25 protein-coding genes are annotated in these 27,000 nt (G+C 60.5%); 13 read left to right on the top strand and 12 right to left on the bottom strand.

Features of this window, described 5'->3' with window-relative positions; genetic code table 11:
• Positions 1-7: 7 nt before the first annotated feature.
• Positions 8-577 carry a hypothetical protein gene (locus Mame_RS24050; RefSeq protein WP_018064111.1) on the bottom strand — a complete coding sequence of 190 codons (570 nt, stop codon included), beginning with the start codon at positions 575-577 and terminating at the stop codon, positions 8-10.
• Between the two features lie 246 nt (positions 578-823).
• Positions 824-1,183 carry a winged helix-turn-helix transcriptional regulator gene (locus Mame_RS24045; protein WP_018064110.1) on the bottom strand — a complete coding sequence of 120 codons (360 nt, stop codon included), beginning with the start codon at positions 1,181-1,183 and terminating at the stop codon, positions 824-826.
• A gap of 1 nt (position 1,184) precedes the next feature.
• Here Mame_RS24045 and Mame_RS24040 point away from each other — a divergent pair, with 1 nt between their 5' ends.
• The 3 genes from Mame_RS24040 to Mame_RS24030 all read left to right on the top strand — a co-directional run bounded on the left by Mame_RS24040 (position 1,185) and on the right by Mame_RS24030 (position 2,889).
• Positions 1,185-2,204 carry an SDR family oxidoreductase gene (locus tag Mame_RS24040; RefSeq protein WP_235726801.1) on the top strand — a complete coding sequence of 340 codons (1,020 nt, stop codon included), beginning with the start codon at positions 1,185-1,187 and terminating at the stop codon, positions 2,202-2,204.
• Between the two features lie 105 nt (positions 2,205-2,309).
• Positions 2,310-2,519 (top strand): hypothetical protein, encoded by a 210-nt coding sequence (locus Mame_RS24035; protein ID WP_018064108.1) that lies wholly within the window; start codon positions 2,310-2,312, stop codon positions 2,517-2,519.
• A gap of 22 nt (positions 2,520-2,541) precedes the next feature.
• Positions 2,542-2,889 carry a cupin domain-containing protein gene (locus Mame_RS24030; protein WP_018064107.1) on the top strand — a complete coding sequence of 116 codons (348 nt, stop codon included), beginning with the start codon at positions 2,542-2,544 and terminating at the stop codon, positions 2,887-2,889.
• A gap of 125 nt (positions 2,890-3,014) precedes the next feature.
• Here Mame_RS24030 and trpB read toward each other — a convergent pair whose 3' ends face one another.
• The 6 genes from trpB to Mame_RS24000 form a co-directional block, all read right to left on the bottom strand.
• The gene (gene trpB, locus Mame_RS24025) at positions 3,015-4,247 is read right to left on the bottom strand and encodes a tryptophan synthase subunit beta (RefSeq protein WP_018064106.1); all 1,233 of its coding nucleotides are present in this window, start codon (positions 4,245-4,247) and stop codon (positions 3,015-3,017) included.
• Between the two features lie 134 nt (positions 4,248-4,381).
• Positions 4,382-5,260 carry a helix-turn-helix domain-containing protein gene (locus Mame_RS24020; RefSeq protein WP_018064105.1) on the bottom strand — a complete coding sequence of 293 codons (879 nt, stop codon included), beginning with the start codon at positions 5,258-5,260 and terminating at the stop codon, positions 4,382-4,384.
• A gap of 204 nt (positions 5,261-5,464) precedes the next feature.
• On the bottom strand, positions 5,465-6,601 hold the full coding sequence (locus tag Mame_RS24015; RefSeq protein WP_033409760.1) for an amidohydrolase family protein: 1,137 nt from the start codon (positions 6,599-6,601) through the stop codon (positions 5,465-5,467).
• Positions 6,602-6,706: 105 nt separating this feature from the next.
• A complete protein-coding gene (locus tag Mame_RS24010; protein WP_018064102.1) occupies positions 6,707-7,831 on the bottom strand; it encodes an amidohydrolase family protein in 1,125 nt (374 codons plus the stop codon).
• A 63-nt stretch (positions 7,832-7,894) separates the two neighbouring features.
• The gene (locus Mame_RS24005; protein WP_018064101.1) at positions 7,895-9,253 is read right to left on the bottom strand and encodes an ATP-binding protein; all 1,359 of its coding nucleotides are present in this window, start codon (positions 9,251-9,253) and stop codon (positions 7,895-7,897) included.
• The gene (locus Mame_RS24000) at positions 9,250-9,960 is read right to left on the bottom strand and encodes a response regulator transcription factor (RefSeq protein ID WP_018064100.1); all 711 of its coding nucleotides are present in this window, start codon (positions 9,958-9,960) and stop codon (positions 9,250-9,252) included. Before Mame_RS24000 ends, Mame_RS24005 begins: the two co-directional genes overlap by 4 nt.
• Positions 9,961-10,262: 302 nt before the next feature.
• Here Mame_RS24000 and Mame_RS23995 point away from each other — a divergent pair, with 302 nt between their 5' ends.
• The 3 genes from Mame_RS23995 (at position 10,263) to Mame_RS23985 (ending at position 14,009) form a co-directional block, all read left to right on the top strand.
• The gene (locus Mame_RS23995; protein WP_079921044.1) at positions 10,263-11,099 is read left to right on the top strand and encodes a phosphatase PAP2 family protein; all 837 of its coding nucleotides are present in this window, start codon (positions 10,263-10,265) and stop codon (positions 11,097-11,099) included.
• A 167-nt stretch (positions 11,100-11,266) separates the two neighbouring features.
• The gene (locus tag Mame_RS23990) at positions 11,267-12,403 is read left to right on the top strand and encodes a glycosyltransferase (RefSeq protein WP_033409758.1); all 1,137 of its coding nucleotides are present in this window, start codon (positions 11,267-11,269) and stop codon (positions 12,401-12,403) included.
• Positions 12,404-12,440: 37 nt separating this feature from the next.
• Positions 12,441-14,009: an ArnT family glycosyltransferase gene (locus tag Mame_RS23985; protein WP_018064096.1), complete on the top strand. Its 1,569-nt coding sequence runs from the start codon at positions 12,441-12,443 to the stop codon at positions 14,007-14,009.
• Between the two features lie 102 nt (positions 14,010-14,111).
• Here the strand turns inward: Mame_RS23985 and Mame_RS23980 are convergent, their stop codons facing one another.
• Together Mame_RS23980 and Mame_RS23975 are read right to left on the bottom strand one after the other, a co-directional pair.
• Positions 14,112-15,308 (bottom strand): mandelate racemase/muconate lactonizing enzyme family protein, encoded by a 1,197-nt coding sequence (locus tag Mame_RS23980; RefSeq protein WP_018064095.1) that lies wholly within the window; start codon positions 15,306-15,308, stop codon positions 14,112-14,114.
• Entirely contained in the window at positions 15,305-16,099 is a 795-nt protein-coding gene (locus tag Mame_RS23975) for an IclR family transcriptional regulator (RefSeq protein WP_018064094.1), read from the bottom strand. Before Mame_RS23975 ends, Mame_RS23980 begins: the two co-directional genes overlap by 4 nt.
• Before the next feature lie 337 nt (positions 16,100-16,436).
• Between Mame_RS23975 and Mame_RS23970 the strand changes: the two genes are divergently transcribed.
• The 7 genes from Mame_RS23970 (at position 16,437) to Mame_RS23940 (ending at position 23,828) form a co-directional block, all read left to right on the top strand.
• Positions 16,437-17,609 carry a mandelate racemase/muconate lactonizing enzyme family protein gene (locus Mame_RS23970; RefSeq protein WP_033409808.1) on the top strand — a complete coding sequence of 391 codons (1,173 nt, stop codon included), beginning with the start codon at positions 16,437-16,439 and terminating at the stop codon, positions 17,607-17,609.
• 512 nt (positions 17,610-18,121) lie between these two features.
• The gene (locus tag Mame_RS23965; RefSeq protein ID WP_018064092.1) at positions 18,122-19,348 is read left to right on the top strand and encodes an ABC transporter substrate-binding protein; all 1,227 of its coding nucleotides are present in this window, start codon (positions 18,122-18,124) and stop codon (positions 19,346-19,348) included.
• 77 nt (positions 19,349-19,425) lie between these two features.
• Entirely contained in the window at positions 19,426-20,286 is an 861-nt protein-coding gene (locus tag Mame_RS23960) for a carbohydrate ABC transporter permease (protein ID WP_033409755.1), read from the top strand.
• Positions 20,283-21,113 carry a carbohydrate ABC transporter permease gene (locus Mame_RS23955; RefSeq protein WP_018064090.1) on the top strand — a complete coding sequence of 277 codons (831 nt, stop codon included), beginning with the start codon at positions 20,283-20,285 and terminating at the stop codon, positions 21,111-21,113. Before Mame_RS23960 ends, Mame_RS23955 begins: the two co-directional genes overlap by 4 nt.
• Before the next feature lie 11 nt (positions 21,114-21,124).
• A complete protein-coding gene (locus tag Mame_RS23950) occupies positions 21,125-21,946 on the top strand; it encodes an aldo/keto reductase (protein WP_018064089.1) in 822 nt (273 codons plus the stop codon).
• A gap of 42 nt (positions 21,947-21,988) precedes the next feature.
• Positions 21,989-23,047, top strand: a complete 1,059-nt coding sequence (locus tag Mame_RS23945; RefSeq protein ID WP_018064088.1) for an ABC transporter ATP-binding protein — start codon at positions 21,989-21,991, stop codon at positions 23,045-23,047.
• 46 nt (positions 23,048-23,093) lie between these two features.
• Complete coding sequence (locus tag Mame_RS23940) at positions 23,094-23,828, top strand: ribonuclease activity regulator RraA (protein ID WP_018064087.1); 735 nt, start codon at positions 23,094-23,096, stop codon at positions 23,826-23,828.
• Positions 23,829-23,847: 19 nt separating this feature from the next.
• Here Mame_RS23940 and Mame_RS23935 read toward each other — a convergent pair whose 3' ends face one another.
• Positions 23,848-24,159 (bottom strand): hypothetical protein, encoded by a 312-nt coding sequence (locus Mame_RS23935; RefSeq protein ID WP_018064086.1) that lies wholly within the window; start codon positions 24,157-24,159, stop codon positions 23,848-23,850.
• 149 nt (positions 24,160-24,308) lie between these two features.
• Complete coding sequence (locus Mame_RS23930; RefSeq protein WP_018064085.1) at positions 24,309-26,996, bottom strand: hypothetical protein; 2,688 nt, start codon at positions 26,994-26,996, stop codon at positions 24,309-24,311.
• Between the last annotated feature and the right edge of the window lie 4 nt (positions 26,997-27,000).

The raw sequence follows: 27,000 nt of genomic DNA, 5'->3' as shown, positions 1-27,000 counted from the left end.
GTGCCGCTCAGTTCAGGGCGCCGTAGAGCACGGTGATCCAGACGGTGTTGCCTGCAAGCCAGCCCAGTCCAAGCCACATCAGTTTCCGGTTGTCTTCGGTTCTCATCGCGATCAGGGCGACCACGGTTCCGGCAATAAGGCGGAAGCCATACCAGACGCCAAGGGACGTCAGGTGCTCTCGTCCCTTGATGAGCGTGTCGACCAGATCGAAAGCGAAGGAGATCGCGAACAGGGCAAAGAACGCGGACCGCCGCCGGAAGAAGAAATCCTCCCGATCAACCTGTCCCTGAATGTGGTCGGGATAAAGCAGGGTCGACATCAGGAAAAACAGCGAGGCGTAGGACAGAACGAATATGTAGATCCAGAAATTCCATTGGGTGATCAGGCGAAGGGCGAACTCCCACCACCAGAAGTGCACGGCGCCGAGAAGAAGCACCAGCGACCAGACGATCTGGACATGCATGCCGTTGGTCTTGATCGGCTCCTGCAGGCGGCGGGAAAGACCGGACAGTACGCGCGTGATCGCCAGCCCGAGGATGAGGCTGACCAATATCCGCAAATGTCCATATGCATCCATGTCCGATACCCGTTTCAAGCGCGCCCCGCCGTTCCAGTGCGACGGCGGAAGCATAACCATTTGAATCGGGTTCCGCCAAGCCGGCCCGCGGACCTGATCGCAGATGCGCCGCAATGGCAGGGACAAGCCGAATGGAAGGCGATGGTTCCCGCGCCGGGAACCATCGGGGCAGACCAATAATAGCCGGGAAGTCGACCTTTCGCGCACAGCGCATCACGCCGTCGCGGCCACCTTGCCAGCGAGACGCTAAGCCACCCTCGTCCCATGATCCCGGTTTTGTACGATCTTTGCGACCTCGTCGTTGTGGTGCGTTCCCCATTCGCATAGCGGCGCGAGCACCTGGGCCAGGCTTCGGCCAAAGTCGGTCAATTCATACTCGACATGCGGCGGCACTTTTTGGAAATCGATGCGGCGAACGACGCCGTCATCCGTCAGTTCCTTCAGATGCTGGATCAGCATCTTTTCGCTCACATTGGTGACGAGCTTGCGCAGTTGCCCGGTGCGCTTTGAGCCGAAAGCGAGATGATAGACGATAAGCGGCTTCCACTTGCCGCCGAGGATGGCCAGAACCGCTTCCAGGCCACACCGGAAATGCGTCTCGGTCATTTTGATCTCCCAAATTCGATACTTACAAAATAGTGGGTACTGGAACGAAAGTCTGCAATGTCTTAACTGGGTCAAACGACGATGTCGACGCTCCGCGCCGCACCAACCGCATAAACCGAAAGGAAAATCCATGACCAGGATCCTCGTCACCGGCGCGACCGGTAATATCGGCCGCATGACCCTGCAACATCTTCTGAAACGCGTGCCCGCCAGCGATCTGGTCGGCCTTGCCCGCGATCCGGCCAAGGCGGCCGATCTCGCCGCCAAGGGGATCGAGATTCGCCAGGGCGACTATCTCGATCGTGAGGGGCTGGTGCGCGCCTTCGCGGGCATTGGCAAGGTCATGCTCGTCTCCGCCACCGCCTTTACCGATCGCAATACCCAGCACGAGAATGTCATCAACGCGGCGAAGCAGGCCGGCGTCGGGCATATCGTCTTTATGCCGATCATCCAAAAGGCGGATTCCGGCTTCCACATGCCGCAGGTCACCGAAGAGGATCGCTTCGTCGAAAAAAGCCTGAAGGCGTCCGGCCTGGTCTACACGCTGGTGCGTCATCCGCCTTTTCTCGAAAATATCGAAAACTATGCAGGCGGAGCCCCTCTGGAAAAAGGCGTCCTTGCGCCGGCCGGGACGGGCAAGGCGGCTTACGCCAGCCGTGAGGATCTGGCAGAAGCGCACGCCGTCGTGCTGAGCGAAGACGGGCATGGGTACAAGGACTACGCGCTCTATGGCGGTCCGGCCGTGTCCTTCGCCGACATTGCGCAGATTCTTTCGGACATCAGCGGCAAGCCCGTACCGTTCAACGTCCTTTCGGAGCAGGATTACGTCGCCCAGTTAATGTCATTGGGGCTGCCGGAGCCGGCTGCTGCTTTCATTTTGAAATGGGTGCAGGGCGTCAATGCCGGCGAATGGGACGGTGAGAGCGGCGATCTGGAAAAACTCCTCGGCCGCAAGCCGACAACGCCGGCCCAGTACCTGCGCGCAGTCCATGCTCCCCGCCGCCTTGAAACCGAAACCTGACCCGGCAGAGAGCGATCGGATCATGGATATCGAGGCTGGCGGGACCCCAGAATTGCCAATGTCGGTTGCTAGCTGACGGATCCAACCAAATGAGGAGGTTCAGAAATGACGCCAAATATCATCGACCAAGTCGCTCTGGCTCTGTTTGCCAGTGATGGAATGAAGATCGCCACCCCCGGCACCACCCTTCAGCAATCCTGGGACCGGATGCCTGAAAAACATGCGCTCTACCGCGAGCGGGCGCTCGTGTTCCTGAAAGTTATGGGGGAACAGATGTCGGGGCTCGCCGACGCCGAAATCGCCAAACGTGAATAGCGAGAACGCGGAAAGGAAAGAGATGAAAGTCCTCAGATTTGAACCTGCCGATGCCGTTTTCGAACGTTCGCCCGGACAGGACGCCGACATTTTCGCCGCCAACATGGCGGATCAAAAACAAGGAGGGCCGATCACGGTCGGATATGGACGCTACGGCCCCGACCAGGTCCTGGAGACCGATATCGTCGTCGACGACGTCATGGTGGTACTGGAAGGAAGGGTGTCGGTTGAAGCCGACGGCGAGACCCTGACCGCCGGCCCCGGCGAAATTATCTATATGCCGAAGGGGAACGCCGTGATCATTCGCTCCCACGCGGAAGGCGCGCTGACCGCCTATGTCACCTATCCTCACTGGTCGGAAGCGGAATAGCATTGCGAAAGAGGCCGGTGCCTGAGGCAACGCTCCGGCCTTGGCTTCGCTGGAGACGATCTGGAGCGTTTGACCGAATGGCCGCTATCGTCTCCGAGGCGTGGCCCCCATGGGATAGCGACTGGCTAGCGCGCGGGACCGTCCGCGTCCCGAAACTCGTTCAGAACGAAATCGACATCCTTGTCGCCCCGGCCGGACAGGTTGACCAGGATGGTTTCCGAGGGCGGGCGGCGCTCTGCCAATTTGATCGCGAATGCCAGCGCATGGCAACTCTCGAGCGCCGGAATGATGCCTTCCGACTTTGCAAAGCGGAAGAAGGTGGCAATCACCTCGTTGTTCGAGATCGCCGCAATCTTCAGGCGCCCCTCCTCATGCAGCATCGCGATCTCTGGCCCGACCCCGGGATAGACCAGGCCCGATGCGACGGACGACACCTTCGAAGGCGTTCCGTCTTCCTGCTGCAAAACGAGGGACCGCGCACCGTTGAGCGTTCCGGGCGTTCCGAAGGAGAGTGTCGCGGCATGTTTCCCGGTCTCATCTGACGTGCCGAGAGGTTCCACGGCATGGAGCGTGACGGCTGGATCATCGAGGAAGCCTGAATAGATGCCCATTGCGTTCGATCCGCCGGCCACGCAGGCCACGACATGGTCGGGCAACTGCCCTCCGTTCAGAGACAGGAACTGGCTGCGCGCCTCTTTCCCCACGACCGACTGGAAATCGCGCACGATCATGGGGAAGGGATGCGGCCCTATCGCCGAACCGATCGCGTAGAGGGCGTGCTCATGCTGTTCGATATAGGCGCTGAACGCGGCGTCGCTCGCCTCCTTCAGGGCGGACTGCCCAGCGCTAGCCGCGACCACCCGCGCGCCGAGGAGACGCATGCGCCCGACATTCGAGGCCTGCTTCACCATGTCGACTTCGCCCATATGGATCTCGCATTCGAGACCGAAATAGGCGGCGGCCGCAGCGAGCGCGACCCCGTGCTGTCCCGCGCCCGTTTCAGCAATCAGTTTGCGCTTGCCCATATTGCGGGCGAGCAGCGCGAACCCGACGCAGTGATTGATCTTGTGCGCGCCCGTGTGGTTCAGGTCCTCACGCTTTATGTAGATGCGCGCGCCGCCGACTTCCGCTGTGGTGGTCCTGAGAAAATGAACCGGTGTCGGTCGACCCTGCAAACCGACGCGAACCGTATCGAGGTCATGCTGAAAGTCCGGCCTGTCTCGCAGCGACAGATAGGTTGATGTGAGTTCTTCAAGGGCCGGCCATACTTGCGGCGGATAATGATTGCCGCCAAATCGCCCAAATTGCCCCGTGGCGTCAGGGAATTTTACCAAATACGGAAGATCATCTTGTTGCATCTTGGGAACCTCGACGTTTGCGTGCCGAAGTTACGTGACCCATCCTGTGGCGTATTGAACAGGATTTGCATGTCGCGTTGGCGGCCGAGCGCCGCGAAGGCGGACGAAACGGCGTAGCGGCCAGCTCAATCTTATCAAAGCGCTTGATGGGGCAAGCGCCGGTCTATTCGTCGATGTTTCCCGAGGGCCCGCGAAAGCGCGCCGGGCGGCACCCCATAGACCTTCTTGAATTCTCGCGTGAGGTGGGCCTGATCGCTGAAGTCCAGCATGAGCGCGATCTCGCTGAGCGGAAAGCCCTCTGTAATCAACTCCCTGGCCTTCGCCACCCTTACCTGACGGATATAGGTCTGAGGCGCCATGCCCACCGCCTTGCCGAAAGCCCTGGCAAAGTGGCTCTTGTGCACCCCCAGTTCCCGCGCGAGGTCTTCGGTCCGCATCGCCCGCGTGCAATTCTTCCGGATCAGCATGCAAGCCCTGCGCGCCAGTGCTCCGGTGCTTTCATCCACGCAATCCGTTGAAAAAACACACGCTGCCAGTATTTGCTGGAGCGAAACCTCGATGATCTTGTCCTCAACCGTCGGCGTATTCAGGGCGTCGATAAGCTCTCTTGTCGCCCGGCTCTGCCTGAGAATGCCGGTCTGGATGCTAACAGGTCCGTCGCCGCGGTGGTCGATCGCGAGACAGCTGATGAGAAACGCCCTGGAGGGGTACAATGTGTCGTACTCAGCATCCTCCCTGGAGCAGCAAGCCGAATGGATTTCGTACGGATTGAAAAAGAAGACATCGCCCGCGCGTGCGGTTTCACTCCATCTCGCCGATCTGATCTCAGCCGCCCCCCGTTTGATCGCCACGATCGAGTAGGTGCTATGAAAATGGGCATCAAAACGACTTGCCGTCCCTTGAACACGCAAGAGGTCAGCTTGCTGCTGGGCAAAGCTCATGGATTTAACCTGCGTCATCGAAAGCGTCCCGCTGGCACCAGTTACAGAAGAAGCATAGCCGATCTCGAGCATCGTGACTTCAGCAAATCGCCTGAAATACAAGCTCCCCCTGACTCGGTTCGACCTGACTGAAGCCGGCTGATCGCTTCATCCGGTTCAGGCGCCGCAAACCGCACAATCCCGCGGCGATCAGGATCGACATCATCGATGGCTCTGCGATCCATACGCAGTCTTCAAGCATGCCCGCGGTTCGAACGCTGTTGCCCGTCGCGATCGTCAGACCTTTATGCCGAACAGTTTTTCCGCGTTCCGATACGCGATTTTCTCCTTGGCCTCGCGCGGCAAATCGACCGCCCGAAACCAGTCGGTGCCTTGCTTCATGTCCGCAAACGGGTAATCGGTTCCAAACATCACCCGGTCCACGCTGATGTATCTCAGCAAGAGATGAAGCAGTTCGTCCTGGAAGAAGGCGCTGGTCGTGTACCAGAAATTGTCACTGAAATATTGCCCGAGAGGCTTGTTCAGCGCGTCTTCGGTCGACTCGCTCATATCGCCCACGATACGCTCGTAGTAGAATGGAAGGCCCTCTCCCATATGGCCGATGATCATCTGCAGGTCAGGGTACTTGTCGAACACGCCCGTGATGATCAACCGAAGGCATTGCGTAAGCACCTCCTGATGCCAGCCATAGCCTGAACCGCTGAAAATATAGTTCTGGAACTCCTGATCATAGCCCGGCCGCGACGTGCGGTAGTAAATGTCGAAGACCTTTTCAGGCGGAAAGCCCGGATGCAGGTAAATCGGGACGCCAAGCGCCTCGGCGCGCGCCAGAAGGGGCTCGAAATCGGGGTGGTCGAGAAATTTCTCGCCGACGAAACCATTGGTCATCGCTCCGACAAAGCCATCGTCCCGAACCGCGCGTTCCAGTTCGTCCGCTGAGGCTTCCGGCTCCTGCAGCGGCAGGGTTGCATAGGCCTGGAACCGTCCGGGATAGGCTTTCATCGGGCCATCGGCGATCATCTTGTTCAGACGAACCGCAAAATCGATGCCCTCCTGACCGGGGACATCCTGCACGCCCGGCGTATGCGCTGAGAGGATCTGAACATTGATCCCGGCCTCGTCCATGGCCGCGATGCGGTCAGGGCCGAGTTCGGCAAGGCCGGTTTCCTTGAGGTACGCGACGTGTTCGTCATTAATCGCGTTCAGTGCGATCAGTTCGTCGGTGGTGTAGGTCTCTTCCGCGGCGATAAACTGCAGGTCCCGGTCACGATCCGCGATGACCGAAGGACCTGCCGCGGCAGCGCGGGAGATAATGGCGGGCGCGGACAATCCGGCGCCAAGGACTGTCGCGCCGCCTAGAAACGTGCGGCGTCCCATCGCCAGACTTGTTTGTTTTTTCCCGATCGGTTTCATGCCAGTTTCAACTCCGATGTTGCGTTGCGCAGTTCAGTGTCTCGCGCCCGCTCGACCGCGGATGAACGTGCGTCGCCCGTCCGCGCCGCCGGTGGTGCGGATGCGTCAGACCTTTATGCCGAACAGTTTTTCTGCGTTTCGGAACGCGATTTTTTCCTTGGTCTCGCGCGGCAGATCCACTGCGCGGAACCAGTCGGTTCCTTCCTTCGTGTTTGCGAACGGGTAGTCGGTTGCAAACATCACCCGATCCGCACTGATGTATTTCAGCAAGAGAGCGAGCAATTCATCCTGAAAGAAGGCGCTCGTCGTGAACCAGAAATTGTCTTGGAAATACTGCTCGAACGGCTTCTCCAGCGTGTCTTCGGTCACTTCACCCATCTTCTCCACGATGCGCTTGTAGAAGAATGGAAGACCCTCTCCCATGTGGCCGACAATGACCTGCAACTTGGGAAATCTGTCGAACACACCGGACGTGACCATGCGCAGGCATTGCGTAACCGTTTCCTGGTGCCATCCATATGCGGAGATGGAGAGAACCTGATCCTGGTATTCCCTCTGATACTCCGGCCGCATATTGCTGTAGTAAACTTGGAAAACCTCGTCGGGCGGCAGGCCCGGATGGAGGTATATCGGCACATCCAGCGCTTCGGCGCGCGCCAGTACGGGCTCGAAATCGGGATGATCGAGGAATTTTTTCCCAATGATCCCATTGGTCAGGCACCCCACGAAACCATCGTCCCGGACGGCGCGCTCCAGCTCGTCCGCCGAGGCTTCCGGATCGAGTAACGGCAAGGTCGCAAACGCCTGGAACCGGCCCGGATAGGCGGCCATCGGGCCGTCGACGAGCATTTTGTTGAGACGATAGGCAAAATCGATGCCCTCCTGACCGGGGACATTCTGCACCCCCGGCGTATGGGCGGAGAGGATCTGGACGTTGATGCCCGCCTCGTCCATTGCGGCGATGCGGCGCGGACCGATTTCGGCAAGTCCGGTCTTCTCCAGAAACAATCTGTTGTTCAACGCCATCAGTTCACGGGTGGAAAAGGTTTCCTCCGTGCCGATGAATGGCAGGTCCTTGTCACGCAAAGCGATGTCGGAAATCTCTGTTGCCGCGGCGCGCGAGGCAATGCCGGGCGCCGATCCGGCGCCGACATCAGGTGCGTGAACGCCGGATGGAAGGGTGGGACCTCCCGTCATGAGGGACATCAGGGGGTTCAGGATCGACTTCATCAGTTTTGCTCCAATGTTTGCGTCGTTCGGTTTTGGCCCGCCCGGGCCATTCAGGAGAGCAGGTCACTTCGCTTCGTTTGTGGTTCTGTTGCCGCCATGGGTCGGGATAAGGATTTGAAAGATAAGGCCGCTCGGTGCGTTGTCGGCGAGAGAGATGGCGCCGCGATGGGCGTGGACGATATCGGCGACAATGGAGAGTCCGAGCCCGAAATCTTCCTTGCCCTCCGGTGCATCCCCATGGGGCCGCGCCTCATCGCCCTTGAAGAACGGCTCGAAGACCCGCTCTCTCAAATGTTCCGGAATGCCGGGTCCGTTATCGGTCACACAGATTTCGCAGCCCGCCTTGCAGTCTCTGAGACTGACGGTGACATCCGTCGCGAACTTGACGCTGTTGTCGCAGAGATTGGTGACCGCGCGCATGATGGCCATCGGCTTGCAATCGATGACCATCCGGTTGGGGCCCTCGAACCGCACCGGAAAACCGACATCGCTGAACTCCGCGCAAACGGTCTGCAGCAGGCTGGCGACGTCAGCGCGCTGTATCGGTTCGGTGGCATAATCATCCCTGAGATATTTCAGAACCTCGTTCAGGAGACCGTCGATGCGCATGATGTCGGATAGCAGCCCATCGCGTCCGGGGCCGTCCTCCATGCGGTCGGCGCGCAGCCGCAACCGCGTCAGAGGGGTTCGAAGGTCATGGCCGATGCCCCGCAGCATGCGCGTCCTGGATTCGACCATCACCCGTATCCGGCTGCGCATTGCATTGAGCGCATGGGCGAGCGCGACGATCTCGACAGGTCCGCGTTCTTCGAAAATCTCCGAGCTGTTTGCGATGTCCGCATGCATGGCCGCTTCGGAAATCCGCTTGATCGGCTCGGTGATGACGCGAACGGCGAATACGAAGAAGAACGCGATCAGAACGACGATGGCGACGGAATAATATGGCCCCTCGTTGAGGATGGCGCTGTTCAGGATCGTATCCGGAAAGCCGGACAGGATGAGAAGCGTGTCGTCGTCGACCTTTGCTGCAATCACCCTCTCCCCGTTCCAGAAGGTGCGCCAGCCGCCGACCGGTGGGCGGATGTGATCGGTGGGAAACAGCACGTCGATCGCCATGGCCAGCGCGCCTTCGGGTTCCGACGGTCCGGTGAAGGCCTCGCTCACCGAAAACGGCTCCAGCGAGAAATTCCAGCCGGCAACGCGCGATGCCGAAAGGATGGCTTCGCGCGTATCGGGCGGGGACGCTTTCAGGAGTTCCGCCATCGTATCCACGCGCGTGACGATATCCTCCATGTCGGGCGCCGCATCCCTTGCCCATTGCTCCAACACCCTGCCGACGAGGGTGACGACGATCAGCGCCACGATGATGATGAGCGTGATCTGGCCTCTGATCGTGTTGGGGAGGAAACGCTTCACCCTCATACTTCCTCGACAGTGGCGGTAAACATGTAACCGCCCAGACGGATGGTCTTGATAACGACGGGGTCGCGCGCATCATGTTCGATCTTCTGCCGCAATCGGCTGATGTGAACATCGATGCTGCGTTCGATCGGGCCGGCCAGACCGGCATGGGTGACGCCCAAAAGTTCCTCCCGCGTCAGAACGTGGCCAGGGTTTCGGCAAAAGGCGAGCAGGATATCGAACTCGTGCGTCGTCAGACCGACGCGGGCGTTGGTCGGATCGAAGAGCTGCCGTCGGATGGGGTCAACCAACCAACCATCAAAACGCAATTGCTTTTGTCTCGGCTCCTTCAGCGAGGGCAAGGCGGCGCGGCGCAGCAGGCCGCGTATCCGCGCGATGAGCTCCCGTACGCTGAACGGTTTCGTCACATAATCGTCCGCGCCGATCTCGAGACCGACGATCCTGTCAATCTCGGCATCGGCCGCCGTCAGCATGACGATCGGAATATTCGTTGCGACCCGCAGCCGCCGACAGAGACTGAGGCCGCTTTCGCCAGGCAGCATGACATCGAGGATCACCAGGTCGTAACTGGATGCGCGCATGCGTGCATCCATGGCGATACCGTCCCGGGCGACCTCCGCGATCATTCCGCTTTCGATAAGGCTATCGCGCAGCATGGCTGCAATCTGGGCGTCGTCCTCGACGATCAGAATTCGAGAAGCGTCCAAGCTCCGGCTCCTTCACCATTCATATGGCACTGTGTCTGTCTCTGAATAACACGGCGCAGCATGCGCGTTGGCTGAAGCAATATTAAGATTTGTTTCAGAGCCCGCGGCTGTCGGGCCGGCCCGAAACAAAACTTCACACAAGCAAACATCCCGGCGGTTCGCGCCATGGCACAAGATAGGCATTGAAACCGCCTATCCGGAGTTGGCCATCGGCGGACAGCAGCGTGAAGCCAAGGAACTGAGCGCGAGCCCGCCAAATCAAGCACCAGAAGACTTGCAGTCGCCATGTCGCACCGCAGCGGATGGCGGAAGCATGCAATCCCCCACCACGCCCAGTTCAACAACTAGTCATTGAGAGGATGGTCCTCGTGCAAACCTCATATTCAGCGTCGAAGGATGTCAACCGGCCTACCCTCGGAAAGCTCGCTTCGCTCGCGCCCATCGACGGTACGGCCGGCGGAAGCTGGGCTCCTCGCGGCCGTACCGTCCCGTTGCATCCGCCGCTTGTGCTTGGAAAGCTGGTCCTCCTGTCCAGCATGCTGTTCGTCATGTTTCCGCAGATTGACCTCAGCGTTTCGCGGTTCTTCGCCGATGGCACGCACTTCTATCTTTCCGGTGATCGACTGCTGGTGTTGATCCGCGATGCCAACCGCATGCTTCCCTACCTTGTCGTGCCCGTGATGCTCGTCCTGCTGGCGGCGAGACCGGTCAGGCGTTCGGCGCCTCAGATATCGAAGCGCGCCTTGTTCGTTCTGCTTACCTATGCGCTGGGTTCGGCAGTCATGGTGCACGCGTTCAAGTTCTTCTTCGGCCGGGCCAGACCCCAGCACGTGATCGAATTTGGCGGCGCGATGGAGTTCACGCCGGCATGGCAGTTCGCATCTATGTGCGAGAGCAGTTGCTCGTTCCCATCCGGGGAAGCCGCATCGGCGGCCGCATTCATGGCCGTGCTGGTGTTCGTCCCGGACGCATACCGCAAATACGCCGCCGCGGTGATCGTTCCGCTCTCCATCTTCGTCGCCCTGAACCGCGTCGTCATGGGCGCCCATTTTCTCTCGGATGCCGTGCTCGGCTGGCTGCTCGTCTGCTGGCTGATGTTCTGGCTCCACGGAAAAATGGGGCTGAAGACCGGCGCATGATGGCAACGGATCAACACGACAATTCCCCAATGCGCGGCGGGATCTGCGCGCCAGCGGCCGAGAGCCCCTTCTTCCCGGCGTTTCCCGCCTGAACGTGTTGTCGATCAGCAAGAGTTTCCAGCGCCGCCGCGCAAATTTCGCGTCAAATCAAACAAGGATGTCAGCACATGGAGATGTTCCTTCCAGCCGCTCGAGCCCAACCCGAACGGCTTCACTCAGCTCCGGACGTTTCGGTGATCATACCGACATTCAACGAGCGGGAGAATGTTGGCAAGCTCGTGAGCCACCTGATCGCCACCCTCCACGGCCTGAACTGGGAGGTGATATTCGTGGATGACGATTCTGCCGATCGCACCGTCGAGGTGCTGCGCGATATAGGCCATTATGAGCCGCGGATACGCTGCATTCGCCGGGTCGGCCGACGCGGGCTTGCCGGTGCTTGCATCGAGGGCATATTGTCCGCGCAGGGCGAGATCGTCGCGGTCATGGACGCCGATCTTCAGCATGATCACCGGCTCCTGCCGGATCTGGTCGCCGCCATACGCGACGGAAACGATCTCGCCATCGCCACCCGATATAGCTCGCCTCGCCAGGAAACGGCGCTCTCGCCATTCAGGAGCGCCATGTCGAGGATCGGGACTTACCTTGCGCAACGCTTGATCACGGCGCGGACGACCGATCCCATGAGCGGCTTCTTCGCGACACGCCGTGATCTGGTCGAAGCGATGGCGCCGCGGCTGAGCAATGGGGGGTTCAAGATTCTCTTCGATATCCTTTCAAATGCGGAACCGGATGTCCGGATAGCCGAATTGCCCTATCGCTTCGCCACCCGTTCGGCCGGACACAGCAAGATGGATCGTCGCGTCGCCCTTCAATTCCTGGGACTTCTCTTCACCAAGGCAACGAGAGGGCTGGTCTCCTTGCGGTTGGTATCTTTTTTCCTGATCGGCGCCGCTGGCCTGGGCCTGCACATGGCGCTGCTCATCCTGGTTCTTGTCGCGGGCGTGAATTTCGCGGCCGCCCAAGCGATCGCAACCCTGATCACCATGGTCGTCAATTTCTCGGGCAACAACCTGTTGACCTATCACGACCAACAATTGCGAGGGCGCAGCTTCTTCCGGGGATTGCTGGTATATGTCGCGATATGCGGCATTGGGGCTGTGGTCAATGTCGGTATCGCGACGGCGCTGTTCACGGTGGCCGGCCCCTGGTGGGTTGCGGGTCTTGCCGGCGCCTTCGTCAGCGGCCTGTGGAACTATCTGGTCACCCAAACCCTCGTCTGGAACCGCCCGGGGGCGCTATGACCATCGGCTTTCTCCCTTTCCGCCCGAGGCCTGCGCGATGGTAACGCCAGCGCGCCCGGGCAATGGCAAGGCGGGCGGCAGTGCCGTTGAAAGACAACAGTCTGCCCACCCCTTTTCCGTCGAAACGCTATCCGAAAAGCTCACCGCATCGCCGCGACGCATCGCTTTCGCGATCGTGCTCGCCTTCACGCTGGTGCGTCTTGTGTGGGCCTATGCGCTCGGCTTCGGCATCGATGAAAGCTATACGATCGGCCAGTCGCGGCTTCTCGCACTGTCATATTTTGACCACCCGCCTTTGCACTACTGGATCGCCCACGCGGCAGGCGTTCTCTTCGGATGGAGCTGGGCGGTGCGCATTCCCACGGTCCTGCTGTTTGCGGCGACGTCGTGGTCGATCTTCTGCCTGACCGAGCGCCTGTTCGGCGGCGTAGCGGCGGTCTTCTCCGTCCTTTTCCTCAACCTGTCGCTGTTCTTTCTCGTCTCGGCCGGCGCCTGGATCGTGCCGGATGGTCCCCTTCTTTTCTTCCTGGCCTGCGCCGCACAGGTCATGGCAAGGATCCTTTTCCCGTCACCCGGTGACAAAGAGCCCACGATATCTTGGTGGATCCTCGCGGGCGGGCTGTTCGGTCTGGCGGGCCTCGCGAAATATTCAGCGCTTTTCACGCTCGCCGGCCTTGTGTTCTTTGTGATCGCGACGCGGCATCGGCGGCAGTTGTCAACGGCAGGTCCATATGTTGCCTGCCTAGTGGGCCTGGTTGTCATTTCGCCCGTGCTGGTCTGGAATGTTCAGCATGACTGGGCATCGTTGCGTTTCCAGGCCGGGCGCGGCAACCCGCAGTTTTCGCCCTGGGCCTTTGCCCGCATGGTTCTCGGGCAGATCGTCTGGCTGGGTCCGTGGATCGCGTTCCCGCTCATGGGTGCGGCCCTTCACGCCCTTCGAAAGGGGCGAACGGAAAAAGAGCTGTTTTGCCTTGCCCTCGCCGTTCCGGCGATCGGTTACACAACGCTTCAGGCGCTCTGGAGCGGAAGCGGTTTGCCGCATTGGCCGATGCCGGGGTGGCTGTTTATCTTTCCTTTGCTGGGCGCTCGGATGAGCCACCGCGTCCGGCCATCCATCCGCTATGCGATCGCGACGTCAGTTCTGACGCTCGCGCTCTTGACGGTCGCCGCCGTGTTCGGCGCCTCGGGAGCGCTGCACCGGTTGGCGTCCTCCCTGCATGATCCGACCGAGGACCTGATCGACTGGTCTCCGGTGGCGGAGGTCCTCACGCCGCTCAATATCGGGATGCCGGACGGGCCCGCAGTCGCGGGGCTGGACTGGGCCGAGGCCGGAAAGCTGGATCTCGCAATGGGGGAAATCGCGCCCGTGCTTGTTCTGGGACGGGACAAGCGGGGATTTGCCACACGGTCGGATCCGCGTCTTGCCGGCAGGCAGGGACTTGTCATCGTGGCCAGCGAGAAAGCCTGGGCAAAGAACGGGAAGGCCCTGTCATGCCTGCCGAAGGTTCCCCAACCCGTTGCGCGCCTGCCGGTCGGCCGGGCGGGACAGGCGGAACTTACCCTGCTTGTCATACCCGTCGAGGGATGCATGGGGACGACACAATAACGCGGTCCAGGCAACACCGGCGCCACGCTGGCTCGCCGCTTTCTGACGACATGGGGTTGTGCTCCTGAAAAACCGCATCAGCAGGAGCGCGGGGTCATTGCGTCAGTCGAAGAACCCGCGATCGCCCTCCCCCATATGTTCCAGCGCTCGTTCGGGGATCAGGTCCACTCCCATGCCGGGGCGGTCGGAAACCGTGATCATGCCGTCCCGCACGATCGGATCGGGCAGCCCTTCGACAATATCCGCCCACCAGTCCGGCGTTGCGACCGGATATTCGAAGGCGATGAAATTGAACGGCAGCGTGGCGCAAACCTGTACCAGGGCGGCAAGTCCCAGAAGACCGTTCGCGGTTCCGTGGGGGGCGATGGTGATGCCGTGAAGATCGGCGAATTCGGCAATCCATTTCAATTCCGCAAGCCCGCCGACATCCGCCGGATCGGGACCGATGACATGGACGGCCTGGGTTTCGATCAATTCCTTGAAATTCTGCCGCAGATAGATCTGCTCGCCGGTATGGATCGGCGTCGGCGAGGACCGCGTGAGTTCGCGGTAGACCCCGGCATTGACATAGGGCGTGTAGTCTCCCGTGAGCAGATCTTCCAGCCACATCAGGTTGAAACCCTCGACGCGGCGCGCGAAACGCTGCGCATCCGCGAGCATCCAGCCCGGCCCGCAATCAAGCGCCAGACCGACCCGGTCGCCGGTCACCTCCTTCATCGCCGCCACGCAATCGATGGCATGCGCCAGGCCGCGCTCGGTTATCGGCCCGCGATCGAGCGCGCCATGGAGTTCGCTCGCACGCGACTCGCCGTAGTAAAAATCGGGCACTTTCCGTTTCATGTCCGAGTGGAACGCAATCGGCTGTTTGATAATGGTAAAGCCTTCAGGCGAGGCCAGCATCTTCCGCGTATCCTCGGCGTAGTCCTCCGGCCCGTGTCCGGCCATCGGAAACCGCACGCCGCCATTATAGACCCGCACCCGGTCGCGCACCTTGCCGCCCAGCAGACGGTGAACCGGCAGACCGGCCGCCTTTCCGGCGATATCCCAAAGCGCCATCTCGATGGTGCTGACGGCAGCACCGGCTGGTTTGAAGCTGCCGCGCTGGCGGATTTTCAGCATGGTGCGCTCGACCAAAGTGGGGTCTTCGCCGATCAGAATATCGCGGAAATCGAGAATATGGCGTTTGAGATAAGGCTTCCAGAACTCCGCCTGCGCATAGCCCGAAATACCCTCGTCGGTGACGATACGCACGACCGGATGCTGGCCGATCACGGCGCATTTGAGATCGGTAATCCTCATTGGGCGGCCTGGCCCTTCAGGGCAACGCTCAGGCCTTCGGCCGCCGTCAGCACCGCCTCGCGGATCTCGTCGATCCGCTGCTGGTCCGTGCCTTTCAGGAAGGGAACGCTTATGGCGGCGATCATCTTGCCGGATCGGTCGAATACCGGAGCAGACACAGCCTGGATGCTCAGCATGTGCTCGCCGGCATCCTGCGCCCAACCCTGCTTGCGGATCCGCGAAAGCTCGCGCCGCAGACGACGCGGATCGGTGATCGACTTCGGCGTGAGCGCAACCAGCGGACGGGCGAACCGGTCCTGCAATTCGTCCTCGCTCAGATGCGCAAGCAGAAGCTTCCCGGCAGCGCCGACATGAACCGGCATCCGCTGGCCCGGCGTCACCGCCAGCGCATACTCCCGTCGCCCCTGGGAAACGGCGATGACCAGCAGGCCCTGATCGTCGAGCACGGAAAGCTTGCAGCTCTCGCCGATCTCGTCGGCCAGCTTGTCGAGCACCGGCTGGCCAAGGGCCGCGATATCCACCTGCCCGCCGCCGCCCGCCACATGCGAGGCAAGCCGCAACAGCCGATCGCCGAGATAGTAGAAGCCGTCCTCATCGCGGCGCACCATGTTGTGATGCTGCAGCGTATTCAGGATGCGATAGACGGTCGTGCGCGGCTGGCCGAGATCCTGCGTGAGCTCGCGAATGTTGCTCCCGTCCGGGCGGCGTTCAAGCTGTCCCAGAACCTCCATCATCCGGTCGATCACGGGAACGGTATTCTTCTGTTCGGCGGGTTCAGCCAGTTCTTCCATGGGCCCTCAGCTCGATTGACTTTTGATGGAAACTGCCTATAGCATTATTTATTGAACTGCAAAAGTTCATATATGAATTGAGCTGGTTGGGAGGCCGGCAAGCATGGCATCGCCCGCACGGACAGGACCATGGGCGGAGGACAACGAAACAGCCAGTCATCGCACCGCAAGTCACCATGCAGCAGCCGGGCTCGCCGCGCGATCATGGCAGGACCCCCGACTATCCGAAGCCGCGCCAGCGTAAACTGAAAGACGTCGCGAAGCCAGACGGTCTGGAACCTTGCTGGCCGGCACGCCGGCGGCGGCCGCAGCAAGCATTCAAGCAAGGCATCAGGACATGAAAATAACCGGGCTGAACGTCTTCGTCGCCAATGTGTCGCGCACCAATTTCGTCTTCGTCAAGCTCTACACCGATGACGGCATAGACGGCGTGGGCGAGGCGACGCTGGAATGGAAAACCGAAACCATCGTTTCCGCGCTCAGGGAACTGGAACGCGCGCTCATCGGCCGCGATCCATTTCAAAGCGATGCGATCATCGAGCAGTTGCACCGCGACAGTTACTGGCGCACCGGCGCGGTGTTCCGCACGGCGCTGGGCGCGATCGATGCCGCGCTTCTGGATATAAAGGGAAAGGCGCTCGGCGTGCCGGTGTTCGAGCTCTTGGGCGGAAAGTACCGGGATCGCATACAGTGTTACGCCAATCACTGGTTTTTCGGCGCGACGAAGCCGGAGGACTATGCCGAGCGCGCCCGCGAGGCGGTGAAGATGGGTTATCGCGCCCTGAAATGGGACCCATTCGACGTCGCCGATCTTGAAATGAGTCGCAGGCAGCGCCGGGAAACCATCGATATCGTCGCCGCAGTGCGCGATGCCGTCGGCCCGGAGATCGACCTTATGCTCGACGTGCACGGCCGGCTGAACGTGCCGACCGCGATCGCCATGTGCCGGGAGCTCGCGCGTTTCGACCTCAGATGGATCGAGGAGCCGACGCCGCCGGAAAGTATCGATGCGCTGGCCGAGGTGCGCGCCAACTCGCCGGTCGAAATCGCGGCCGGCGAGCGCTGGTTCGAGCCGGGAAAGGTTCTCGAGGCGTTGCAAAAACACGCTGTCGACGTGCTGCAGACCGACGTTTCGCATTTCGGCGGGCTTTCGGAAACCAAACGCATCGCCCATCTGGCGCATGCGCATCTCATCCCGCTGGCGCCACACAATCCCGTCGGCCCGGTGATGAATGCGATGACCCTGCACACCTCCGTCGCCATTCCCAATTTCGCGATCTTCGAAACGGTTTCCATCGACGTGCCCTGGCGCAAGTCGCTGGTCAGGGAAACCCTGCAATTCGACAATGGCGACCTGCTGGCGCCGACCGCCCCCGGCCTCGGCGTCGAGCTCATCGAGGAGGCTTGCGCCAATTTCCCCTACGAGCCCTATGACGTGCCGCTCTTCGACGGGTCGATGAATACCAAGGGGATCGCCACCGGCGCGCAAACCCTTTCCTCCAAGGATTAGGCGATCGGCGCAAATGGAAGCGGCCGGAAACGTCATGACGATCCGGACCGGAGTCTCGGCATCATCCATCGATGACGGTCGCGAGGTCGCGCGCGTGTACTGATTTTCCCCGCCAGCCGCGCGTGCGACGCCCGCCTGAAATCAATAAATAATAATTTTTTCAATTCTTTAGAGCGACGAACGCGGGTCGCCCCGGCCGACTTGACTCATCGTCAGTTCAGCGGCATAGTTAAATTGCGAACTGGTTCAGTTCAAATGTGAATTGACGTTCCGATCTGAACCTGGGAGGAGACGGGGCTTTGCCCCGGTTGTTCGCGACACGCCGCACGACGGCGGACCATTCGCTTTCAGGCAAATGGGTCGAGAGCGGCGAGCTCCTTCAGGCAAATCGTCGTCGAAAGACGGCAGGAGGACAGCGGATGCGAAAGGCCATGCGTGGCGCGCGACCGCGAGGGAGATGAGCGGCCAACGCCGCGAGGAGCTGCGGCGGAGGCCGCGGCATTGGAGGAAACATGACCAAGACCGCGATTAAACTGACGGCGCTGATCGCCGCTTCGGTGTCGGCGTTGACGCTGGCATCGGGAATGGCTGCTGCCGGCGAAGTCACCTGGTGGACACCCAACTTCAACGAGGCACGGGCCCAGAAGCTCAAGACCGCGTTCGAGGCGGCGCATCCCGACATCACGCTCAATCTCGAGATCACGACCACGAACGGCCTGCCGCAGCGTATCCTGACGACGCTGATGTCCGGCTCCGCGCCCGACATCATCGATGTGCAGAGCCCGTGGGTGAACGGCTACGCCGAGGCTGATCTGGTACAGCCGCTCGGCGACGTCATCGAGGACAAGGATGATTTCGTCAAGGCGGCGCTCGACTACGTGACCTATGACGGCGAACTTTACGCCATTCCCTACCGCATCGAGACCATGGCGGTGATCTACAACCGCGGCGATTTCACCGCGGCCGGCCTCGATCCCGACAGCCCGCCGAAAACCTGGGACGAACTGACGCAAACCGCCAGGACGCTGACCGGCGACGGCAAGTTCGGCTTCGCCATTACCGGCGGCGGCGAGGTGGGCAATACGCTCTATCGCTCCCTTCCCTTCATCTGGATGAATGGCGGCACGATCGTCTCCGATGACCTGACCAAGGCGACCGTCAACGAGCCGGCGGCGGTCGAGGCCGTCGAATACTGGACCAATTTCTACAAGGACGGCTCCTCGCCCTCCTCGACGCTGGAAAACGACGGCACCGCCAATCGCCGCCTGTTCATCGCAGACACGGTGTCGATGTATCAGTCCGGCCAGTTCGACCTCGCTTCGATCCAACAGGAAAATCCGGATATCGATATCGGCGTGATGATGACGCCGCATCCGGAAGGCAAGGATACTTCGGGCATTCTCGCCGGCTGGAGCTTTGTCATTCCGAAAGACGCCGGCAATCCCGAAGACGCCAAGACGCTGATCCGGTTCCTCACCGAAACCGAGAACATGGGCAACTACACGGATACCTTCCCGGCCCGCAAATCCGCCATGGACATGGAGCGCTTCAACACGCCGCTTCTCCAGGTCTACAAGGACATGCTGCCTTATGCCCGTCCGCTGCCGATCCACAAGAACTGGGTGCAGATCACCCAGGCCTATTTCGACGGCATTCAGCGCATCCTTCTCGGACAGCAGACCGCGCAGGAATCGATGGATCTGGCCGCCCAGGATATCCAGGCGCTTCTCGATCAGTAATCGATATTTCCTTTTGAACCGACCTCCGGGGCGTCTCGCCCCGGGGAATACTGAATGCGTCTTTTCGGAGATGATCCATGAAACGGCCCCCGACAGGTTTGCTGTTCGCCTTGCCGGCGCTCATCGTTCTCTTGCTGCTGATCGCATATCCGGTGATCTATACCGGGATCCTGAGCGTGACCGATATTCGCGGCAACTATGTCGGCTCCTCCAATTTCGTCAACGTGCTGCGCTCGCGCGCCACGCCGCAGGCCTTTGTCAATACGCTGTGGTGGGTCGGCGGATCCATCGTGTTCCAGGTCGTGCTCGGCACCGCGACCGCCATCCTGCTCAACCAGGAATTTCGCGGCCGCGGCGCGGTGCGCGCCATTGCCGTCATTCCCTGGGTCGTTCCCGGCATCGTCGCTGCCACCACCTGGGCATGGATGTTTCATACCGAATTCGGCATCATCAACTACATGATGACCTCTGCCGGCGTGCTCGACCAGCCGATCGGATGGCTCACCAATCCCAATACCGTCATGCCGGCGATGATCGCCATCAATGTCTGGAAGCTGTTCCCCTTTGTCGCCATCATGGTTCTGGCGGGCCTGCAGTCCATTCCCAAGGATCTCTACGAGGCCGCCCGCGTCGATGGCGCGACATTCTGGGACGAGGTCATCCATATCACCCTGCCGCAGGTGCGCCCGGTCATCATCGCGGTGACGCTGCTGCTGGTGATCTGGGGGCTGAACCATATCACCACGATCTATGCGATCACGCGCGGCGGACCGGCGAACCTCACCCTGATCACGCCGATCCAGATTTTCCGCCTGGCCTTTGAATCCTTCCAGTTCAATCAGGCCGCGGCACTCTCGCTGATCTTCTTCGTGGTCGCCATGGCGATCGTCGCCGTCTACATCCGGTTCCTGTCCTCCAATGACGAGGTGGCCCGATGAGAACGTCGCCGCTCGCCCGCGTCATCATTCTGATTTCGTCCCTGCTCGTCATCAGCGTCTGCCTTTTCCCGTTTCTGTGGATGGGGATTTCATCGATCAAGGTGCTGCGTGAACTCTATACGGTTCCCCCGACATGGATCCCGCACACCCCGACGCTTGGCAACTACAAGACCGTTCTGTTCGACAGCAATATCCCGCGCTATTTTCTGAACAGCGTCGTCATCTCGGTCGGCTCCACCCTGCTGGCGCTGATCCTCGCGGTTTTTGCCTCCTACGGCTTTGCCCGGTTCAACTTCAAGGGCAAGCCATACTACCAGTCCTTCGTGCTGGTCGGACAATTGCTGCCGACGGCCGCGATCATCGTGCCGCTGTTCGTCACGCTGCGCTATCTCGGGCTGGTGAACACCTATCTGGGGCTAATCCTGGTCTACATGATCATCACCCTGCCCTTGTCGGTGTGGATGCTGACCAGCTACTTCAAGGCGATCCCGGTCGAGCTTGAGGAGGCAGCGATCATCGATGGCGCCTCGCGTCTCGGCGTGCTGTTCCGCATCACCCTGCCGCTTTCGGTCCCCGGTCTTGTCGCGGTCATGGTCTATGCCTTCGTCACCACCTGGAACGAGTTCATCTTCGCGCTGTGCTTCGCCACCGATTCCTCGGTGAAAACGCTGCCGATCGGACTTGCCGAATTCACAACGGAATTCAACACCGATTGGGGCGCCGTCATGGCCGCCTCGATGATCATGACCGTGCCGATCGCGGTGTTGTTCCTGTCCATGCAACGATTGTTCGTCGGCGGCATCATGGCCGGCGCCACCAAGGGATGAGGAGGAAACCCATGCACAACAGAACCGTAAACGGCATACCTCAGCTTGGCCTCGGCACCTTCGGACGCACGGGCGACGATGGACTGCGCGCCCTGCTCGACGCGATCGAGATCGGCTATCGCCATATCGACACCGCGCAAAGCTATGGCACGGAGGAAAATGTCGGCAAGGCGGTTGAACGCTCAGGCCTTCCACGCGATGCGTTTTTCATCACGACGAAGGTCGCCGACACCAATCTCGCCAGGGGAGACTTTCTGCCAAGCGTCGAGAAAAGCCTCGAAACCCTGGCGCTCGACCGCATCGACCTGCTGCTGATCCACTGGCCCTCGGCCAGGGACGCCGTGCCCTTCGCTGACTATATGGAGGCGCTGGCCGAAACCAGGGCGCGCGGCTGGGCGGCAAGGATCGGCGTGTCCAACTTTCCCATCGCCGACCTGAAACGTGCCGAAACGGCGATCGGTAGCGGCGTTCTTTCAACCAACCAGGTCGAACTGCACCCCTTCCTGCAAAGCCCGAGGCTCTGCGATTACGCGCGATCGCGCGGCCTGCCGCTGACGGCCTATATGCCGCTCGCCAAGGGCCGCGTGAGCGACGACCCCGTGCTGCGGGAGATCGCGGCACGCCACAATGTGACGGCCGCGACGATCTCGCTCGCCTTCCTGATGGGCGAGGGTCATATCGTCATCCCCGCCTCGTCCAATGCCGGTCGGCTGCGGGACAATCATGCCGCCCTTTCGGTCACGCTCGACACGGACGAGGTGAGCGCCCTTCGCGCGCTCGACCGGGGCGAACGGATGATCGATCCCGACAAGGCTCCCGCCTGGGACGATTGACGCGATGACGGGACAGCCAGACTTGCAAAGGAGACGACGCCCATGGGCACGGTGAAAATCGACGATGTCCGCAAATCATACGGCGCTCTGGAGGTGTTGCATGGCATCGACATCGATATCGCGGACGGCGAGTTCGTCATTCTCGTCGGCCCCTCGGGATGCGGAAAGTCTACGCTGCTGCGCATGATCGCCGGGTTGGAGGAAATCTCCAGCGGACAGATCCGGATCGGCGGCAAGGTGGTGAACGACCTCCATCCAAAGGAGCGCGATATTGCCATGGTGTTCCAGTCCTATGCGCTCTATCCGCATATGACCGTCGCAAAGAACATGGGCTTTTCGCTCAAGCTTGCCCGCACCAGCCCGGCCGAGATCGATAGAAGGGTGCGCGCCGCCGCCCAGATTCTCGGGTTGGAAAACCTGCTCGATCGTTATCCGCGCGCGCTTTCCGGCGGCCAGCGCCAGCGCGTGGCGATGGGCCGCGCCATCGTCCGCGACCCCCAGGTGTTCCTGTTCGACGAGCCGCTTTCCAATCTCGACGCACAGTTGCGCGTGGCCATGCGCACCGAGATCAAGGCGCTGCATCAGCGCCTGACGACAACCATTATCTACGTGACCCATGACCAGATCGAGGCCATGACCATGGCCGACCGGATCGTGGTTATGAACGGCGGCAACATCGAGCAGATCGGCACGCCGCTTGAACTTTACGATGAACCCGCCAATACCTTCGTCGCCCGGTTCATCGGTTCGCCGAGCATGAACATGCTGTCCGGCACGGTGAGAGGCGGCGATTTCATCGCCGATGACGGCACCATGATCGCGCTCGGCCCGAACGTGCCGGAAAGCGCCGCCAACCGCCCGGTCACGCTCGGCATACGCCCGGAGCATTTTCGCCTCGAACAGAATGGCCTCGCCGGCGAGATCGTGACCGTCGAGCCGACCGGTTCGGAAACCCAGGTTTCCCTCAAATTCGCGGGCCATCAGGTGGTCGCCGTCTTCCGCGAACGTATCTCGGAGCGCAGCGGCACGATGCTTCAGATCGTACCGGATGCCGAGCAGATCAAACTGTTCAGCGCCGAAACCGGCGACCGCCTGAAATAGAACCGCACCAACGCATGCCCTCCCACTCCGCAGACAGGATCAACCTATGAAATACGACGATATCAAGCGCCCGAGCCGAGAGCTTTGCGATGCGCTGGCCGCGATCGGTACAGCCACCGCCAGCAGTGAGCTCAACCTCATGGGTCTGCGCAATTGTCACATCGCGGGGCCAAAGGCGCTGGTCGCGGGCAAGCGGGTTGCCGGGCCGGCCCTGACCCTGCAGTTCATGCCCAAGCGCGAGGACCTGTTTGCCGGCGGCGAATACGACAATCCCGAACTTCAGCTCCATCGCGAGGTGATGTATCCGGCCCAGGCCGGCGACATGATCGTCGTCGACGCGCGCGGCAATATGTCGAGCGGTATTTTCGGCGAGATGATGCTGACCTACTTCAAGGGCCGCGGCGGACAGGGCGTTGTGATCGACGGCTGTATCCGCGATTCAGGGCCGGCGAAGAAACTCGACCTCGGCATATGGGTCAATGGCGTGACGCCAAACTATCACGCCCAGACCGACATCGTGCCCTATGCGGTCAACGTGCCGGTCGCCTGCGGCGGCGCATTCGTCATGCCGGGCGACATCATCATCGCCGATGACGATGGCGCCGTCGTTGTGCCGATCGCGCTCGCCGAAAAGCTGATCGAAGCCGGAGGGGGGCATGCCGAATGGGAAGAGTTTTCCAGATTGCGCCTCTCCCAGGGGGCCGACCTGCAGCGCTATTATCCCCTCAGCGACGCGGTTTACGACGAGTATATCGCCTGGCGCGATGCGCAGGAGAAATAGCGGCGCCAGTTCCGGCCGGCTATTCACGCGACGCGGCGCCGCCTGCTGTTGGCGCGGGCCCGGGGCAAGGCAAAGGGAGCGCCGGGATCGCCGGATCGTGCCGGAAGCGTTGCTCGCGCATGAAGTTCAGCGGCACGAAAATTCGGGCGAGCCTCTGGATGACATGGTTAGCCGCTGCAGGCTTGATGTCTCCAGCGGCAATGCCGTCGTAAAAGGCAACGAGCGCCGCCTTAAGCGCTTCGGCCTCGCCCCGCACCGGCGTCAGATCGAAACGGTTTCCGGCGTTAGCGTCGCGCAGGACGACCAAAAGATAGACCTTGATATCGCGCAACAGGATATCCTTGTCGGCGATCTCGAGCGTGTCGTTTTCGGTGTGCCAGGCGATATTGCCGCCGCAGCCGCCGACCGTCTAGTAGCCCTTCTCTTCGCGGGCGCGCTCGGCCACGGTCGAGCGCCGAAGGCTGGACTCGTTGAGGCAAGTCAGGGCCGGGAACCGGCCACAACAAGATCGATCCTCTCGCCGTTATCGTCGACAACATGACGGAGCTCAAAAACCCGGTCTTCCGAAACAGGCTGTCTGCCATCCGCCAGGCTGAAGGCTTCAGGGGCAAGCCGCACGCCATCGGCGGCGCGCACGAGCGTCAGCCCCGCGCCGCTTGCGATGCCGCCGATATCAGCGAGCTCAAGGGCGACCTTGCCCGTGACCTCGCCGGCGAAGATGACTGTATCCGCTTCGCCGGCTGAAAGGTTGATGTCGAGCGCAATACGGCTGCCCTCGCAATCGCAGGCGGCGGCTGTCTCGCTGCTGCCGATTGTGAGGGTTTCTCCGGTTTTGCCGTTTGCCAGCGACAGCAGACCGCGATTGTGAAGGTTACCGGCGAGGTTGACATGAGAGGCGCCGGAAACGGCGAGGCTGCTGTCGGCGTCGTCGATATGGACATTGGCTGCAAGTTCAAAAGCGCCGGCGTCATCGGGAGAAATGACGATGGCGCTGCCCTCCCTGACGATCAGGTCCCCGTAGCGGTCGTTGAAAAACGCCTCGTCCGGCTGATGCGCGTAGCCGTTCAGGGCGAAGCCGGCCCCGGAAAGGGTCGTCCGCCCGCCGGAGCTGATGCTGCCGATCTCGAAATTCATGACCACAAGAACATCGGCCGGACCAGCGATGATGTCGGAAACGGAAAGCGAACCGTCCGACTGGACAAATGTGTCAATGTCATCGCCGCCGTCAAACTTTATATACTGCTTGCCGAAGAGCGCGTCGCCGATATTGACAAGGGTCGCCGTATCATTGCCGCCCTGGCCATAGAAATCGCCGGTCAATACGCCGTCTGTCCAGGTGAAATCGTCGCTGCCTTGATTTTGCGTGTCGGAGGATTGCCCGTTGATCTCGTCATAGTCGCCGTAGATATTGCCGGTAAAACTGCCGCCTGAAAACGTAAAATCCGACGCGCCGCCTCCCATCATCGCGTGGCCGAAAACCTGCCCCGTATTGCTGAGCGTGATCCGGGCCCCTGCCGCATCGACCTTGTTCAATACGCTGTAAAGGATCGACTGCTCTTCCAGATAATGTTTGATCTCACCGATTGCCATTTGCGCGCCGACATCAATTTTGACGGCATAATCACCGCCGGCGGCGTCTGAATTTTTCATGGTCACGATTGCGGCCGGCGTAAGGGGGGTGTCGCTCGGGTATTTCTTGGTCGACACCAGAATTGAGCCGTTTTCAAGATCGAGAGCAGCAGCGGAATCGGGCACCATCGCCAGAACGATGCCGGAAGGATACCTGCCGTCGACGACCAGTGAAGTATTTTCGGAGAAAGTCACATTCGGGTCGGCTGCTTTTGTGTCGACATCAACCCATATGCCGGAGGCAGTGGTACCCATGGCTTTAATCCGGGCGGCCGAGATCGCGCCCGTACCGTTATATTGAACAGCCTTTACGTTTTCATAGTTCAGATTTCCGACGGAAATTTCGCCGGCAAGCCCGACTGTGGAAAGTCCGGGCGTGGCGCTCTCGGCTTTGACGCCAATGAGTTCCGTTGTGACTGAACCGGTGGCTGTGGTCGCGTCGAGTTCCAGGTCGGCCAGGGTTACCGCCGCCTGCTTTCCTTTTGCCAGGATAACAGCGTCGGTTTGATAGAATGAGTTAAGTTGCACAGGGCCAAGACCGCCCGTTTGGCCGACGGACGCGGTGCCTTCAGGGGCAAGAGCGACGAGGCTCAGGGGGGCGTTGATTTGGATAAAGAGACCGGGATTGGCACTCAACACAATGCTGGCATCCCCATGGGCAGAATCAGCCTTCAGATTGCCAGGTCCATCAAAAAAGGTGTTGCCATTGACGTTGATGGTTGCGTCGCCAAGTAAATTGTTCTCCCCTGTCTGCGCCAGCAAGTAATTTTGATCAGGATCGACGCCTCCACTCAATAAAAAAAGGTCTTGTACTGAAATGATGGCATTACCGGAGCCTGTGGCGCTTGCCAGTATCGCGGTATCGTCAAACTCATCGACAAGTATTCTTCCATAGGGCATGGGCGCCGTTCCGTTGTCAAATACGATGATAGCATCGCCATTGCCAGTCGTTTCGGATGTTATCGCGTTGTTGCCTTTAGCTACGAGGGAAAACGTATTCGTCCCGTCGGAATTATCAATTTCTATTTTGGCCGATCCGCCCGCGCTGGAATCAGAACGCGCATTAAGGTTGTAATGTGAAAGATTAACGCTCAGAAGCGCAGTCGGATTAAGGGAAATTGAGGCGCTTGCCTGCGTCGACGAGACATTGATTTGACGCACGCTGTCTGTCGGCGTGAGGATTTCGTTCAGTTTTGCAGAGGCATCTCCGGCAAAGGAACTGACGGAAATGTCTCCGCTGAGGGCTTTGATCCCCGGCATTTCGACGCCTGCATCCTGTCCGGCGCCTGTAACGGCAAGCGAGACATCACCATCGATAACGGTGTCCGGGTTGATGAAGTATAGAGCAAGACTGGTGTCGGACTGATAGTGTACGCCGTCGGAATAGGTGCCGGCGTCACATGTCACGATGGCGCCGGTCGCCTGCCCGCATTCATCATCGGCCCGGGCCGCGCCGGTTGTGCCTGGCAGTATTATGACCGTCGAGGTCAGCAGCCATCCTGTGACCAGTTGTGTAAAGCGTCCGGCTCTGCTGTTCATCGAC

Origin of the sequence: Martelella mediterranea DSM 17316 (assembly GCF_002043005.1) — a bacterium.
Classification (GTDB): domain Bacteria; phylum Pseudomonadota; class Alphaproteobacteria; order Rhizobiales; family Rhizobiaceae; genus Martelella; species Martelella mediterranea.
The sequence above is the reverse complement of the archived record's forward strand: the minus strand, read 5'-3'. Positions and strand labels throughout refer to the sequence as shown.

Bases quoted from the DNA above. Each gene is read 5' to 3' on its own strand.
- Mame_RS24050 (WP_018064111.1), bottom strand. From the start codon at position 577: ATGGATGCATATGGACATTTGCGGATATTGGTCAGCCTCATCCTCGGG.
- Mame_RS24045 (WP_018064110.1), bottom strand. From the start codon at position 1,183: ATGACCGAGACGCATTTCCGGTGTGGCCTGGAAGCGGTTCTGGCCATC.
- Mame_RS24035 (WP_018064108.1), top strand. From the start codon at position 2,310: ATGACGCCAAATATCATCGACCAAGTCGCTCTGGCTCTGTTTGCCAGT.
- Mame_RS24030 (WP_018064107.1), top strand. From the start codon at position 2,542: ATGAAAGTCCTCAGATTTGAACCTGCCGATGCCGTTTTCGAACGTTCG.
- trpB (WP_018064106.1), bottom strand. From the start codon at position 4,247: ATGCAACAAGATGATCTTCCGTATTTGGTAAAATTCCCTGACGCCACG.
- Mame_RS24020 (WP_018064105.1), bottom strand. From the start codon at position 5,260: ATGCTCGAGATCGGCTATGCTTCTTCTGTAACTGGTGCCAGCGGGACG.
- Mame_RS24015 (WP_033409760.1), bottom strand. From the start codon at position 6,601: ATGAAACCGATCGGGAAAAAACAAACAAGTCTGGCGATGGGACGCCGC.
- Mame_RS24010 (WP_018064102.1), bottom strand. From the start codon at position 7,831: ATGAAGTCGATCCTGAACCCCCTGATGTCCCTCATGACGGGAGGTCCC.
- Mame_RS24005 (WP_018064101.1), bottom strand. From the start codon at position 9,253: ATGAGGGTGAAGCGTTTCCTCCCCAACACGATCAGAGGCCAGATCACG.
- Mame_RS23995 (WP_079921044.1), top strand. From the start codon at position 10,263: ATGGCGGAAGCATGCAATCCCCCACCACGCCCAGTTCAACAACTAGTC.
- Mame_RS23990 (WP_033409758.1), top strand. From the start codon at position 11,267: ATGGAGATGTTCCTTCCAGCCGCTCGAGCCCAACCCGAACGGCTTCAC.
- Mame_RS23985 (WP_018064096.1), top strand. From the start codon at position 12,441: ATGGTAACGCCAGCGCGCCCGGGCAATGGCAAGGCGGGCGGCAGTGCC.
- Mame_RS23980 (WP_018064095.1), bottom strand. From the start codon at position 15,308: ATGAGGATTACCGATCTCAAATGCGCCGTGATCGGCCAGCATCCGGTC.
- Mame_RS23975 (WP_018064094.1), bottom strand. From the start codon at position 16,099: ATGGAAGAACTGGCTGAACCCGCCGAACAGAAGAATACCGTTCCCGTG.
- Mame_RS23970 (WP_033409808.1), top strand. From the start codon at position 16,437: ATGAAAATAACCGGGCTGAACGTCTTCGTCGCCAATGTGTCGCGCACC.
- Mame_RS23965 (WP_018064092.1), top strand. From the start codon at position 18,122: ATGACCAAGACCGCGATTAAACTGACGGCGCTGATCGCCGCTTCGGTG.
- Mame_RS23960 (WP_033409755.1), top strand. From the start codon at position 19,426: ATGAAACGGCCCCCGACAGGTTTGCTGTTCGCCTTGCCGGCGCTCATC.
- Mame_RS23955 (WP_018064090.1), top strand. From the start codon at position 20,283: ATGAGAACGTCGCCGCTCGCCCGCGTCATCATTCTGATTTCGTCCCTG.
- Mame_RS23950 (WP_018064089.1), top strand. From the start codon at position 21,125: ATGCACAACAGAACCGTAAACGGCATACCTCAGCTTGGCCTCGGCACC.
- Mame_RS23945 (WP_018064088.1), top strand. From the start codon at position 21,989: ATGGGCACGGTGAAAATCGACGATGTCCGCAAATCATACGGCGCTCTG.
- Mame_RS23940 (WP_018064087.1), top strand. From the start codon at position 23,094: ATGAAATACGACGATATCAAGCGCCCGAGCCGAGAGCTTTGCGATGCG.
- Mame_RS23930 (WP_018064085.1), bottom strand. From the start codon at position 26,996: ATGAACAGCAGAGCCGGACGCTTTACACAACTGGTCACAGGATGGCTG.